At 55.4% G+C, this 13,784-nt stretch carries 11 protein-coding genes; 8 read left to right on the top strand and 3 right to left on the bottom strand.

The features are described from left to right. Positions 1-2: 2 nt before the first annotated feature. Genes ACR0DX_RS16670 through ACR0DX_RS16660 form a run of 3 tightly spaced genes read left to right on the top strand, consistent with a single transcriptional unit; the run spans position 3 to position 3,287 of the window. Positions 3-1,145, top strand: coding sequence for an ABC transporter permease (locus ACR0DX_RS16670; protein WP_170356170.1), 1,143 nt, complete (start codon positions 3-5; stop codon positions 1,143-1,145). A 1-nt stretch (position 1,146) separates the two neighbouring features. After that, on the top strand, positions 1,147-2,157 hold the full coding sequence (locus ACR0DX_RS16665) for an ABC transporter ATP-binding protein (protein ID WP_480846784.1): 1,011 nt from the start codon (positions 1,147-1,149) through the stop codon (positions 2,155-2,157). Further along, entirely contained in the window at positions 2,154-3,287 is a 1,134-nt protein-coding gene (locus ACR0DX_RS16660) for an oligopeptide/dipeptide ABC transporter ATP-binding protein (protein ID WP_170356169.1), read from the top strand. Before ACR0DX_RS16665 ends, ACR0DX_RS16660 begins: the two co-directional genes overlap by 4 nt. A gap of 121 nt (positions 3,288-3,408) precedes the next feature. On the opposite strand, the gene ACR0DX_RS16655 is transcribed toward ACR0DX_RS16660, so the two are convergent. After that, positions 3,409-3,603: a hypothetical protein gene (locus ACR0DX_RS16655; RefSeq protein WP_170356168.1), complete on the bottom strand. Its 195-nt coding sequence runs from the start codon at positions 3,601-3,603 to the stop codon at positions 3,409-3,411. A 302-nt stretch (positions 3,604-3,905) separates the two neighbouring features. Between ACR0DX_RS16655 and ACR0DX_RS16650 the strand changes: the two genes are divergently transcribed. From ACR0DX_RS16650 to ACR0DX_RS16640, 3 genes are read left to right on the top strand one after another with little or no spacing between them, the layout of a single operon-like run. Further along, positions 3,906-5,573 carry a sulfatase-like hydrolase/transferase gene (locus ACR0DX_RS16650; protein WP_170356167.1) on the top strand — a complete coding sequence of 556 codons (1,668 nt, stop codon included), beginning with the start codon at positions 3,906-3,908 and terminating at the stop codon, positions 5,571-5,573. 32 nt (positions 5,574-5,605) lie between these two features. Beyond that, the gene (locus tag ACR0DX_RS16645; protein WP_480846781.1) at positions 5,606-6,850 is read left to right on the top strand and encodes a DUF3179 domain-containing (seleno)protein; all 1,245 of its coding nucleotides are present in this window, start codon (positions 5,606-5,608) and stop codon (positions 6,848-6,850) included. A gap of 38 nt (positions 6,851-6,888) precedes the next feature. Continuing rightward, positions 6,889-7,641 (top strand): outer membrane protein, encoded by a 753-nt coding sequence (locus tag ACR0DX_RS16640; protein ID WP_480846779.1) that lies wholly within the window; start codon positions 6,889-6,891, stop codon positions 7,639-7,641. A gap of 20 nt (positions 7,642-7,661) precedes the next feature. On the opposite strand, the gene ACR0DX_RS16635 is transcribed toward ACR0DX_RS16640, so the two are convergent. Then, positions 7,662-8,108, bottom strand: coding sequence for a hypothetical protein (locus tag ACR0DX_RS16635; protein ID WP_480846777.1), 447 nt, complete (start codon positions 8,106-8,108; stop codon positions 7,662-7,664). A gap of 126 nt (positions 8,109-8,234) precedes the next feature. Then, positions 8,235-8,969, bottom strand: a complete 735-nt coding sequence (locus ACR0DX_RS16630) for an MbnP family protein (RefSeq protein WP_480846775.1) — start codon at positions 8,967-8,969, stop codon at positions 8,235-8,237. 535 nt (positions 8,970-9,504) lie between these two features. Between ACR0DX_RS16630 and ACR0DX_RS16625 the strand changes: the two genes are divergently transcribed. Both ACR0DX_RS16625 and ACR0DX_RS16620 read left to right on the top strand, forming a co-directional pair. Then, positions 9,505-10,614 carry an efflux RND transporter periplasmic adaptor subunit gene (locus ACR0DX_RS16625; RefSeq protein ID WP_170527453.1) on the top strand — a complete coding sequence of 370 codons (1,110 nt, stop codon included), beginning with the start codon at positions 9,505-9,507 and terminating at the stop codon, positions 10,612-10,614. 4 nt (positions 10,615-10,618) lie between these two features. Beyond that, a complete protein-coding gene (locus ACR0DX_RS16620) occupies positions 10,619-13,738 on the top strand; it encodes an efflux RND transporter permease subunit (protein ID WP_170724709.1) in 3,120 nt (1,039 codons plus the stop codon). Positions 13,739-13,784 lie beyond the last annotated feature (46 nt).

The following is a 13,784-nucleotide window of genomic DNA, read 5'->3' as shown; positions in this document are numbered from 1 at the left end:
CCATGACCGATGCAACACATCAAACAGATACTACCGCCGAGGAAGCGCGGCTCAGATATTACTCGGCCTCGCAATGGACCCTGATCTGGTGGCGGTTCCGCCGTCACCGCGCCGCCATGATGGCAGCCTCGGTGCTGGGTCTGATGTTTCTGGCCGGGATTTTCGCCGAGTTTGTTGCCCCCTACGGACCAGTGACGCGGGATACCAACTATATCGAAGGCGCACCGCAGGTACCGCGTTTCTGCGATGCGGGGGGCTGTTCCGTTTTTCCCTTTGTAAACGGCACCAAGACCGAGCGTGATCCGGTCACCCTGCGTGCCATCTCGGTCCCTGATCCCGAAGTGCGGCACTATCTGCATGTCTTTGTCAAAGGTGAACCAGTCAAGCTGTTGGGCCTTATTCCGACGGACCGGCATCTGGTGGGGCTAAACCCCGATGTTGACCAGAAAATCCATTTCTGGGGCACTGACGATCTGGGTCGCGACGTGTTCAGCCGGACGATCTATGCCACCCGAACCTCGTTGTCGATCGGGGTGATAGGTGTGATGATCTCTTTTGTTCTGGCGCTGATCATCGGCGGCATTGCGGGGTACTTCGCGGGCGTGATCGACAACATCATCCAGCGCGTGACAGAGGTGATCCGCGTGGTCCCCATCATCCCGCTTTACATGGGCTTGGCTGCCGCCATGCCCAAGGAATGGTCGACCACGCAGGTGTATTTCGCCATGACGCTAATCCTGGGCCTGTTTGGCTGGCCGACGCTGGCGCGGCGGATACGGTCGCAGCTATTGTCGATCCGGAACGAGGATTATGTGATCGCGGCGCGGTTGGCAGGTGCGCGGCCCGGTCGGATTATCGCGCAACACATGCTGCCCAGCTTTACCAGTTTCATCATCGTCGATCTGGTGATCAGCTTTCCTTACATGATCCTGTCGGAAACGGCGCTCTCCTTTGTTGGGCTGGGTCTGCGTCCACCCTCGGTCTCGTGGGGGGTGCTGTTGCAGCAAGCGCAATCGGTGCGGGCAATCGAACAGACGCCCTGGCTGTTCATCCCCGCGATCTTTGTCGTAGTTGCCGTACTGGCCTTTACCGTGATTGGCGACGGGCTGCGCGATGCCGCCGACCCGTACTCGGAGGCGCACTGAAATGCCGAAAATGCTGACTGTAGAAAACCTGTCGATTTCGTTTCGCACCAGCGAAGGTGTCATCACCCCGGTGCACGACGTCACCTTTGGGGTCGAGGCGGGCAGAACGCTGGGCTTGGTGGGGGAGTCCGGATCGGGTAAGTCGATTTCGACCATGGCCCTGATGCAGCTTTTGCCCGGCAACGCCTCGTTGAGCGGTGAAACCCGGATGACTTACACAGACAAGGCCGGGAAAGAGATCGCACTTGGCCGCTTGAAAACCGGCAGCAAGGAACTGCGCCGCATTCGAGGCGGCGAGATCGGGATGATTTTTCAGGAACCAATGGCCAGTTTCTCGCCTGTCTACACGATCGGCAATCAGATGATGGAAGCCATCATGCTGCATCGCGGGCTGAAAAAGCGTGCCGCGCGGGAATATGCAATCGAGATGCTGAACAAAGTCGGCATATCGAATGCCTCTGCACGGGTTGACCAGTACCCGCACGAATTGTCTGGCGGGATGCGACAGCGCGCCATGATCGCACTAACGCTGTCTGCCGGCCCTGCCCTGTTGATCGCAGATGAACCGACTACGGCGCTGGACGTGACTATTCAGGCTCAGGTGTTGGACCTGATGCGCGATCTGCAACGCGATTTTGGCATGGGCATGATTTTCATCACCCATGACCTTGGCGTGATCGCCCAGATCGCCGACGACGTTGCCGTGATGTATCTGGGAACTATCGTCGAGCGCGGCCCCGCCCGGGACGTGATCAGAAATCCGCAGCATCCCTATACTCAGGGTTTGTTGGACGCGATCCCCAGCGTCGAACACCTGCACGACCGCCTGAAACCGGTGCCGGGAGATATCCCCAGCCCGACCGCGCGCCCAACGGGCTGTCCATTTCATACCCGATGCGCCCAAGCGATAGCGGGGACCTGCGACGTGACAGCGCCGACCGAGGTCTCAACCATTCCCGGCCGCGCAGTACGCTGCTGGTTGCACAGCGACAAAGATCGGAACGCCGCATGACCCCGAAACACGATACTCTGATCGAGGTGAAAGACCTTTCGGTCCATTTCCCGATCAAAACGCGCAAGCTGTTCAGAACCGAAGTGCAGATGCTGCGTGCAGTGGACGGTGTTAGTTTCGATATCAAACGTGGCGAGACTGTCGGACTGGTCGGAGAGTCCGGATCGGGTAAAACAACCGTTGGCCGCGCGATCCTGCGCGCGATTGATCCGACGGATGGCGAGGTGATTTTTCACCGCAAAAACAAGGGTGAAATCGATCTGGCCCACGCATCCGAGGCTGAGCTGCGCAAGGTAAGGTCGAAAATGAACATGGCCTTCCGAGAAGGAGGGATCAACGTCCACAACCTTGCTGGCGACCTTCTGCGCGCCTTTCGACCGGAAATGAGCCTCGTGTTTCAGGACCCCTACTCGTCTTTAAACCCACGCATGACAGTCCGCGATATCATTGCCGAACCGTTGGTGGCGTCAGGCAAGTTCAAAGACCGAGCCAAAATCGACGCCCGCGTTCGTGAAATAGCCGCGCGATGCAAACTGAACCTCGAACACCTGCGCCGTTTTCCTCATGCTTTTTCCGGCGGGCAACGGCAACGAATCTGTATCGCACGGGCTTTGGTGTCCAAGCCAAAGTTTGTCGTTTGCGACGAAAGCGTCTCGGCCCTGGATGTCTCGATTCAGGCAGAAATCGTGAATCTGCTAAAAGATCTACAGGATGAGATGGGTGTCTCGTTCCTGTTTATCGCCCATGATCTGAGTGTCGTCGCACAGATGTCGCACCGCGTGGCGGTGTTGTATGTCGGGAAATTCGTGGAATATGCCCCGACTGAAAAGCTGTTTTTCGCGCCAAAACATCCCTACACACACGCGCTGCTTAGCGCGATTCCCACAGCGGACCCCGACGCAGATTTTGACCCGATCCGTTTGAAGGGGGAAATACCGAACCCGCTGGCTGCGCCGTCAGGGTGCCGGTTTCACACCCGATGCCCGTTTGCAAAAGATCGTTGCAAAACCGAAGCTCCGGCGTGGCGAGAACTGGATACAGACCATTTCGTAGCCTGTCATTTTGCGGAAGACTTCAATTTTGACAGGCACCAGAAAGCGTCGCAGTCCGGCCCTAAGGGTGCAGTTTAAGGCTCGTATGAGGTGCTCTTCAGCTTACTCAAAGCGCTGCCGACATGCATCAGAATTTCTTACCACTGCTGCGGTCTGAAACCGAGGACTCAAAGCAATACCAAGGTTGTAGCAACCCGACTTACATCAGGACCGAAACATAGCTTTCGACGGAGGCGCTTTTCAGCCAGTACAGCAGCAGGCATACGCATGCGGCGGCTGGCAGTGCCAGTTCAAGCATTTCTCTGTTCTGCTTAGAAGAGCCGTTCCCCAGACGCGTGGCGATGGCAGTTTTCCAGTGTGCCGGGAACGGCTCTCTCATCATTGATTTAAACATATTCTACTCGTTACTTTAACCACGAATACAAATTACCCGTGCAACTTTAACCCAATATTAACTGGGCATTTTATGCCAAAATCACCCTTTTTTTTGGCGCTTGGCCGAAGATAATTCCGACGCCTTATGGTCGTTGTTCACAATTTCTGAACGAACAGCCACCTTACCGATCTCAGATCCCCAGTGTCTGAGGGCCGTTCCGTCTAAGGCATTTCTCTTGCCTGCGTCACATTCTGATGTTTCAATGTGATATACGATTGCCTTTATCACCCGGAGATTCTTTTAAAAACAAGGGGAAACTAATGAGATTGTCCTGCCTTCTTGTTCTGGCAGCAAGTTTGAGCGCTTCATTCGCCTCTGCGCAAAACGAAGCGATTCAACACGATGCTGAATACTATATTCTTCACGCCCAACACGCCGATCAATGGGCGCAGGACGACTCGGTGGTCGATGCGGCATTGGCAGCCTTTCAGGACCAAAACGGTGGTAAACCCCCGAATATCGTCAGCGTATTGATCGACGACATGGGGTTTGGTGACATGGGAATCCCCGAACTGAACGCAGTTCGTGGTTATGAAACGCCGAATATCAACGATTTTTCGGATCAGGCCCTACGGATGGTCCGGATGTATACCGAGCCATCATGCACCCCAACCCGCGTGGCGCAAATGACAGGACGATTGCCAGTGCGAATGGGTATGGGCGACACAACCGTCGACATTGCCGGGTTCGGGCTGCCTGATGGTGAAGTCACGCTCGCCGAAGTTCTGAAGCAAGCGGGATACGCCACTAGCCATGTTGGGAAATGGCACATGGGCGACATCGCTGAAAGCTGGGCTATGAACCAGGGGTTCGACTACGCCCAACACGCGATCCACCAACAGGGCCAGCTTACAATCTTCAATGACGACGCGATAAAGGAACAGGTCTCTGTCGCGATCCGGGACTTTGATGACAAGTACACTCTGGACGGTTGGTTCCGCCCTGATGCCGCTGCGATGATGACCGTGATCGAGGGCGAAGCCGGCGGGCCGATCCGCGAGATCCGAATGCAGCCCGGCGAAAGGTGGAACGCAGAAAAATATGATGAAATGAACCAGGCATTTCAGGACAAGACTCTGGAAGAACTCGAGCGCCTCGCTGAAGGCGACGAGCCGTTTTTTCTGCAGTACTGGCCAATGATACCGCTGGACAATACCCGCGCCGGACGATCAGGCCCCGAAAGTGTGAACGGTGGCCTCTACGTTGATAAGATGCAGTTGCTGGACCAGTGGCTGGGCGAGCTGTTCACGCGAATGGATGATTTGGGCGTGTCCGAAAACACTGTCGTAGTCGTCATGGGCGACAACGGTCATTTCACCAAATACGCGCCGCAATCCGGGTTCACGCCGCTGATCTACGCAGGAGGGAAAGGCGATACGACCGAAGGCGGTGTCCGCGTCGATGCCTTTATCCGCTGGCCCGGCATGATCGAAGCTGACGGTCTGCTGAACAGCATAATCCATGTTTCAGACCTCTATACGACACTATCGCGTTTTGCAGGGGCCGATCAGTACATCCCTCGGGATCGGCTGGTGGACGGGGTCGATCAGTCTGCTGCTTTGCTGCTTGCTGATGAAACCAAGGCGCGCCGCGACCACGTCATTATCTATTCGGTCAACAAACCTGAGGCGGTAGTAAAAGATCAGCTAAAACTAAAACTTCCTGGCCCGGGTGAAAGCGCGATTCTGGCAAAGTTCTTCGATCTCTACCGCGACACACGTGAAGAATATTCGGTTTCGACCGAGGTGGGTGCCTGGGGCGGGCAGGAATTCGCGCGGATTTTGGGGCGTCACATGGCCCGCAAGGAAAAGTTCCCCGACACCCCACCCGCGTATGGCGCGCCGTATGAGGGGATTGAGAACATTCGCCCCGAAACTCAGAAAGCCGTCGACGCGTTCTTGATCAAACGCGCGTCACCTCAGCAATAACTCGGTAACTGGTTTCAATTCAGGAGAAGCAGATGGTCGGAAGCATTCTATTTGCGCTTGGCTTAGTCATTTCGCTGGGCATCGGCTTTGTCTATTTTCGCGATCTGGGCGACGTATCCCAGATGGTGCTGACCGTAAAACGCAAGAACATGATACGATTTATCCGACATGAATATCGGTTGATCGCAGTTGGCCTTGGCGGTTTCGTGGTCGCCACTCTGGCGCATTTCATTACGGGCAGCGGACCGTTCTGGCTGTGGGTGATTGCAGCATTGCTGACGGTTTTCCTTTATGGCTTTCCCTATGTGTGGGTGCATTTGGGACTAAGGAACCAACTAAACGACGCCGCCTATTTCCCGATTGACGAAGCCCGTAAATATGTCGGTCCAACCGCTCCTGTCATCGTGATCGAAAATAACGGCTTTGCCCGCGCGCACCCGGACGCACAGATCATGCGGCCGCATCTTGCAGGTAATACAGACGGTCTAGGGGGCGAGGATATCGTGATGACCTATTGCGCGATGGCCAACCTTGGGCAGGGTTACATCCCAAGGATCGAAGGCAAACGGCTGAACCTCGAGGTTTTGGCCCAGCACGGCAACAACCTGATCCTGCGGGATAACGAATCTGGTGAGCCAATCCAGCATATCTATGGGTTTCGCGAAGCCGATCACGACAAATACGCCGAAGGCCCAGCCTGCCCTGTGCGCCCCGAGGCACAGATGACGCCCTGGCCAACCTACAGAATGACCTTTCGCGGCTTTCAAAAGGCATTCCCAGCCGGAGAGGTTTTTCTGAACAAACCCTCGCCCAATCCCGTGCTTCGGCTGCTGGACATGGTCACCGAGATCACTTTCGGATGGGGAATCGGACGCCAACACCAAGAGGACGCGCCCGTCATGGACAACATGGACCGCACGGACGAGCGTTTGCCAAATAAAACCTATGTCTGGGGAATTACGATCGGTAAGGACGCCGCCTGCTGGACCGATGACTTTGTGATCGACAACAACTGGATCGTGAATGCGAATGTCGGCGGGCGCGATGTGGTCGTGAGCTTGGACCCCAAGTATGAAAGCCTGGGGATTTGGTACAACGACAGTGGCGTACCTATAACCCGGTGCGATTTCTGGGGCATGTCGGATCAGGGCAGGCTACGACGTGTCGAGACGCTGCGCGCAGGTGTCTTTTGGCATGTCTGGGCCGAGTTCTTTCCAAGCACTGATATCAACCGCGTCAGCCTCGGACAGAAGCAGGATACCAGCACCGCAGCTTAAAGCACATCGACTAGTGTTTGAACGACAGGAGGAGACAAATGAGCCGGATTAAAAGATTAAGGGACGCAACCGTAGGCTTGATGTTTGCCGCCTGCGCTCCGATCTCTGCGCTGGCGCAACAGTCGGATTGGTCATATCAGGCGACGATCTACCTGTTTACGCCAGAAACAAACGTATCGACTGAAACGGTAATTGGTACTTTAGAAGGGACACTCTCGTTTTCGGACGCGCTGGAGAACCTTGAATTGGCCTTTATGGGTACATTCGCGGCGACCAACGGCCAATGGTCCATATTGGGGGATTACAACTATACGGACTTGTCGTTCAGCAACAGCGCCCCGACTCCCAACAGCTCAGGGTTGGAGACGTCGTTGACGACGCAGTTTCTAAGCGGCTTTTTGGGGTACCGGGTTTTGAGCACAGAAAAGTCCACCGTGGATCTTGCTGCCGGGTTTCGTTGGTTCAAGACGGAAACCGATCTGACGGTTCTGCCGGGTGCGGCCCCCGGTCGCTCCGTGAATGTCAACGAAAGCTGGACGGATCCTGTTATCGGGATCAGGGCTCGGTTCGACTTAGCTGACCGATGGTCGGGAGCAGCATTTTTCGACTACGGTGGGTTCAGAAGCGGCAGTGAAACATGGCAGGTACTTCTGACCGCAGATTATGAGATAAACGACCGATGGATGATCCGCGGCGGTTATCGCTACATTTCGTTTGAGCACAACATAGATGGGAATGAATTCAAATTCGATCAGTCCGGCCCCCTGATTGGAGCAACCTACCGATTCTGAAATACGAACCGTTTAGATAATCAGGCGCTGCGCACAGCGACAGGTTGCGGCGTTGGGGATGTCCAAAGCGGGCCCGGCATATCGGTTGACAGTACTTGTGACACTGCCTTTGCCCATGTCGAAACCTGCAACAACACAATCGCACCGCCGACCACGATGGTCGCGCCAAGTACAGGCGATGCCGCCAGTTCATGACTTTGCGTGGCGGCGATCCAAAGCGCAAAGCCAAGCCGCGTCACTGCAACGGCGTCGGTCACTTTGGTTAAGCCCGGAAGAAAGTAAGTGGTCACCACAGTGGCGCAAACAATAGCGCACATATAGATCAACCCGGTCAACACCGGCAACGGCATTCCATACCGCATCACGTCAATATGCGAATATAGAACGTAACCAGCAGAGAAGGCGAGAAAAGCGATAGAGTAAAGCCTGCGCTTTTGCTGCTCGAAATGTGTAAAGATCCGCTTCACCACAAAGACCCTCTGCCCAATGCCAAGAACCTTTCTGGGTGTTGAATTTGCGGTTGGTCTGACGAAAAAAGGGCGGAAATTTGACTTTGTGGGCGAATGCGAACCGAATTTCGGCCGGGACGTCCGTCAAAACCCGAACGAGACCATTGACGCGTAGTTGTCCGCCAACATCCTTGCGCCATCGCGATCGAAATCGACCGAAGGCAATGCCCCCATGTCTACTTCGTAGGACCCGGCAAACATTTTGGACAGATCTACTGTCAGTGCAATTTCAGTCTTGCCGCCTGTGTCGTGCTGTGCAGGCAAAGACACAGAAATCTCTCTCGTATTTTCCGAAAAGCCTACATGATAGGTCAATAGCGACACAGTTTCGCCAATCCGAAGCGCACCTTCGAAAACTACAAACTTGTAGCCGCCTTCTCGACTCCAAGCCATCTGGCCTTCGGGGTCAAGCTTATCCCGCATTTCCAGCGACGTATTGGCTTGCGCATCCAATCCCACCAGAAAACGCAGATACTCAACGTCGCGCAGTGGCACATCTGTCAAAGTGATCGAGTGCGACAATGAGTCGTTGTCGAAACGCAACAAATGGTAACTGTCAGGCACGACATACGTTTCGCCGCCCTGCGACAGGCTCAGGTTACTGATGAAGAACTTGAAGTCGTGAATTTCAAACACCCCTTCCCCGCCGGGGTTGTCGTAGATGAACTGGTCGTAGACCAAAGGCTCACCGCCCATTTGCGCTTGAAAGGTCAACGTCACCGTTTTGTCCCGGACATCCCGCGAGGCCAGGATTGCCCAGACGCCTATGATCAGGACCAACAGCCCGGCAAGTCCCGTCATGATCTGGGGTCGCTGCATTATTAAATAGCCCCCAAAGTAAATCGGAAGCTTCTGCAATCGTCACCGCTTCTGTTCACACAGCAGAGATTTACTGACCGGAGGCTCATTCGCAGTTTCGCATGCATTGTGCGAACCCCCGAGATGCAATGGCATGCGCCGACCAAACCGTCGCTGAAACAACCGAGCTGGTCTGTGTATTTGGATCGCATTTCATTTCCCCGGTGTGACATGCTCGCAAAAAACCCTAGTGTAATACGCGCTTTACCTTACGTCACCTCAGTTTTCAATGCCGATGGTAAGCCTTGTGACTTGTCACGCTTGGAGAGCTGATCCGCGGTCGGCGGCTTCACCTGAGGCAAAGACATCCCCGCTTCAAGAAGAGTTTAATGAAATTTCACACGACTATCATCAATACTGGCAGGGAAACGCCAAATGTGTGCCGTTGGGTCACATTTTCAAAGACAGCAAACTTAAAGTTGACAAAATATACTAAAGTTGTAAATACCGCCTCGTGTGATTTCCATTGGGCTTCAGTTCGAAAAGGCCACCAAAGATGCTGACAGCAAAGCTCCCAGTTACCATGTTCACCCTGACAGCGATGATCGTTGTCGCAGGATGCAAAGAAGAACAGACAACGCAGATCCAAGTCAGACCAGTTCTGTCAACGGTCGTTGCGGATGTGGATGCGGTTCGGTTAGCTAGCTATCCGGGTCGGGCCAAAGCTGTACGCGAGGTCAACATCGCTTTCGAAGTTCCCGGAAAGGTTCTTGCACGTCCCGTCGATGTGGGATCGCAGGTCGAGGCCGGTGATGTTTTGGCCACTTTGGACTCAGACCCTTACGCAGCGCGTGTGCGCGCATTGGAAGGACAGCGCGACGCGCTGAAAGCCAATCTGACAAATGCGAAGATCGAGTTGGAGCGGCGCGAGCAGCTGGTGAAAAACAATCATATTGCCCAGGCACGCGTTGACGATCAGATCGCTCTCGTCAAGGCGACCGAAGCCAATATCGAAGCCACCCAAGGCCAATTGGATGAAGCACGGCTTAACCTTGGCTATACGACACTGGTCGCCCCTTTTGACGGCGCGATATCCGCAACCTATGTGGAACAATTCCAAAACACCATCGCCGGCCAGCCCATTGTTCGGGTGCTCGACACCTCGCGCATCGAAATGGAGGTTGCAGTCCCTGAGAACTTCATCAACCTCGAGCCCTTTGTCGAAGGTATCGAAGTTGAATTCTCAAGCCTGCCTGGCCTGAAGATACCTGCTCAAGTCGCACATGTAGGGAACGAAGCGTCTTCAGCGACCCGGACTTATCCGGTGACGATCATCATGGAACAGCCAGAGGGTGGCGTAATTCAACCCGGAATGGCCGGTCGCGCCACAGCCAAGGTACATCTGCCGGATAGCTGGAGCGATCAGGGCATTCACGTCCCTTCAAGCGCCGTGTTTTCACCCAACCAGAAATCGCCGGACGAAACATTTGTCTGGGTCATCGACCCCGAAGACCTGACCGTATCCGCCACACCCGTAACCGTTAACGCATTCAACGACCGGGGATTTTTGGTCAGCGGCCTTGAGGCCGGTATGCGGATCGCGACTGCCGGCGCGAACACTCTGAAGGACGGTCAGAAAGTCACTCTGACCACAGGCGGAGAATAAGTTGATGTCGCTCGCTTCGGTCGCGGTCAAGAACCGCACGGTCACCTATTTTGCGCTGGCGCTGATCCTCGTGATCGGAACGCTCAGCTATTTTCGACTGGGTCAGCTGGAAGACCCTGAGTTTACGGTTAAAACGGCGCTGGTCGTAACCCAATATCCCGGCGCCAGCCCGACCGAGGTCGAACTGGAAGTTACTGACAAGATCGAAACTACCATTCAAGAACTGCCGGAACTGCGCTTCCTAACCTCGTATTCTCATGCAGGTCTGTCCATCGTAAAAGTCGAAATTCAGCAGGAATATTGGGCTGACCGCCTACCCCAGGTCTGGGACAAAATGCGAAACAAAGTAGGCGATTTGCAAGGCAGCCTACCGCCCGGCGCTGGTGCACCGAACGTTATCGACGACTTTAGTTTTGTCTACGGGTTCGTTCTGGCCGTGACCGGAGATGGGTTCACCTATGCAGAGCTCGAGGAACACGTAAAAGCCATCCGCAAGGAACTGAGCCTGGTCCAAGGCGTATCCCGTGTCGAGACCTGGGGCCTGCAGCCCAAGGTGATCTATCTGGATGCCTCCGAGCAGCGACTGCTGGATCTTGGCGTGTCTGCGCAGGACTTTCTGTTAACCCTGAACTTGCAGAACCAGGTGGTCGACTCCGGCGCGCTCACAATCGGAGATCGCAGGCTGCGGATCGCGCCGACAGGGGAATTTCAATCACCTGAGGATATCGGCAACCTGCAACTACGCCCCGGCCTGACAGACCGGGTTTTGGATGTGGCAGAGGGGGCCGACATACCTGTCCAACTACCTGTGTCACGCGATTCCGATGTGATCCGACTGCAAGATATCGTGGACATCCGGCAAGGATATCTGGAACCTGCCCTGACCCAAATGCGCTATGACGGACAGCCTGCAATCGGCTTGTCGATTGCAAACGTATCCGGAGGAAATATCGTGGATACCGGGCGCAACCTCGATGCGGCGCTCGAAGAAATCTCGTCCCGCCTCCCCGTCGGCATCGAAATGCACCGAGTTGCCTGGCAAAGCGATCTGGTAACCGAGTCGATCAACTCGTTCATGGTCAACCTTCTCGAGGCCGTATTGGTCGTCTTGATTGTCGTTGCTGTATTCATGGGATGGCGTATGGGCCTGATCATAGGCAGTGCACTACTTCTGACCATTTTGGCCACGTTCATGGTAATGGTCGTTCTCAAGATCGACCTGCAGCGGGTCTCTTTGGGTGCGTTGGTGATCGCGCTGGGGATGATGGTGGACAACGCCATTGTCGTAGCCGATGGAATGGCCGCGCGCATGAAAAAGGGCATGGGCAAGATCGAAGCCGCGATCGAAGCCGCGGGCCAGCCCAGCATGGCTTTGCTGGGGGCCACGATTGTAGCAGTGATGGCCTTTTTTCCTATCTACGCCTCGTCGGCAGCCGCCGGGGAATACGCGGGATCTTTGTTTGTTGTTGTGGCCGTTTCGCTGCTGATCAGCTGGATCATTGCCATGACGATTACGCCGCTGATGTGCATTGACATGTTGCCCACCCCCAAGGTCGAGACGACGCATACCGAAAGCGCCTTTACCTCGGGGTTCCGTGCTGTATTGAGGCGTTGCCTGCGTCATCGTGGCATCACCGCGATGGTGTTTCTGGCCTTACTGGGCGGCGCGATCTACGGCTTCAGCTATGTCGACCGCCTGTTCTTTACCGACGCCACACGGCAGCAATTCATGGTCGATGTCTGGGCCGAAGAAGGCAGTACGATCGACCAGACCTCGGAATTGGCACGTAGAGTCGAGGACAAACTGAATGGCGATCCGCGTGTGAAAGGCGTATCGACCTTCATGGGCGCAGGCGGTCCCCGGTTCTATCTGCCGGTCGACCCCGAGCTTCCTTATGCCAGCTACGCGCAGCTTGTGGTCAATACTGAAAGCCTTGAGGTCGTGAACGACCTTGTCGCAGAACTGGACGCATGGATCGAAGGCGCAATCCCCGAGGCGATGACGCGGGTGCGCAAATACACGGCTGGGCCTGGCAATACATGGCCGTTCGAGGTTCGCTTTAGCGGTCCGGCCAATGCTGACCCGCAAGTACTGCGCAACCTGGCGGAACAGACGATGGATGTCTTACGCGCTTCCCCCCATGCCAAGGACATTCGAAGCGATATGCGAAACCGCGTCGCCAAACTGGTTCCGGAGTATGATCAGACAACCGGCATCTGGACGGGTACGTCCCGCAACGACATAGCCAGCGCCGCGCGCTTTGCCTACGACGGGCTGCCGGTTGGTCTCTATCGTGAGAATGAGGATCTGCTGCCCATCATCTTACGTCGGACCGAAGACGAACGGCAGACCGTCGGGCGTGACTTTGAGCAAATCCAGATCCAGCCGGCCTTCTCGACTAAGTCGCTGCCATTGTCTTCTGTAACGCAAGGGGTTGAGATCGAATTGGAGGATCCGACTATCGTCCGTTGGCAACGCCAGCGCGCGGTTACGGTTCAGGCCAGCTCGAAAGGCGTTACCCTACCCTCTTTGGTTGATGAGGTCCGCGCTGACATCGAGGCAATCGAGCTGCCCCCCGGATATCGGATCGAATGGAGAGGTGAGACCTTCAGCACAGCAGATGCCCAGGATTCGCTGAAACCCGGGTCCGGCCCAGCGCTGGTGATCATGGTCTTCCTGGTGGTTGCGCTGTTCAACGCTTTCCGTCCGGCGCTGGTTGTCTTTACGGTCGTTCCCTTTGCGATGATTGGGATCACTGGTGGCCTGCTGCTATTCAATCAACCCTTCTCGTTTATGGCCCTGTTGGGCGCGATGAGCCTTGTCGGCCTGATGATCAAGAACGCGGTCGTGTTGCTGGATCAGGTCAGCGTCAATCTGGAAGAAGGTATGAAGCCTTATGATGCGCTGGTCGAGGCAACAGTCTCGCGTCTGAATCCCGTATTCCTTGGGGCAGCCACGACAATCCTTGGTGTATTGCCACTGCTGCAGGACATCTTCTGGGTGGCCATGGCGACCACAATCGCTGCCGGTCTGACCGTGGGAACAGTCGTAACTATGCTGATGGTTCCGGTCTACTACGCCCTTTTCCACGGCATCCGACCTCCAGAAACCAAAGACACCTAAGTGCAAGAGCTGAAGCGCAACTCTGGCTATCAACTGAAACGGAGCG

It is taken from the genome of Ruegeria sp. D3 (genome assembly GCF_056534465.1).
The sequence above is the reverse complement of the archived record's forward strand: the minus strand, read 5'-3'. Positions and strand labels throughout refer to the sequence as shown.

Coding starts and splice junctions, on each gene's coding strand:
- ACR0DX_RS16670 (WP_170356170.1), top strand. CDS start 3: ATGACCGATGCAACACATCAAACAGATACTACCGCCGAGGAAGCGCGG.
- ACR0DX_RS16665 (WP_480846784.1), top strand. CDS start 1,147: ATGCCGAAAATGCTGACTGTAGAAAACCTGTCGATTTCGTTTCGCACC.
- ACR0DX_RS16660 (WP_170356169.1), top strand. CDS start 2,154: ATGACCCCGAAACACGATACTCTGATCGAGGTGAAAGACCTTTCGGTC.
- ACR0DX_RS16655 (WP_170356168.1), bottom strand. CDS start 3,603: ATGTTTAAATCAATGATGAGAGAGCCGTTCCCGGCACACTGGAAAACT.
- ACR0DX_RS16650 (WP_170356167.1), top strand. CDS start 3,906: ATGAGATTGTCCTGCCTTCTTGTTCTGGCAGCAAGTTTGAGCGCTTCA.
- ACR0DX_RS16645 (WP_480846781.1), top strand. CDS start 5,606: ATGGTCGGAAGCATTCTATTTGCGCTTGGCTTAGTCATTTCGCTGGGC.
- ACR0DX_RS16640 (WP_480846779.1), top strand. CDS start 6,889: ATGAGCCGGATTAAAAGATTAAGGGACGCAACCGTAGGCTTGATGTTT.
- ACR0DX_RS16630 (WP_480846775.1), bottom strand. CDS start 8,969: ATGCAGCGACCCCAGATCATGACGGGACTTGCCGGGCTGTTGGTCCTG.
- ACR0DX_RS16625 (WP_170527453.1), top strand. CDS start 9,505: ATGCTGACAGCAAAGCTCCCAGTTACCATGTTCACCCTGACAGCGATG.
- ACR0DX_RS16620 (WP_170724709.1), top strand. CDS start 10,619: ATGTCGCTCGCTTCGGTCGCGGTCAAGAACCGCACGGTCACCTATTTT.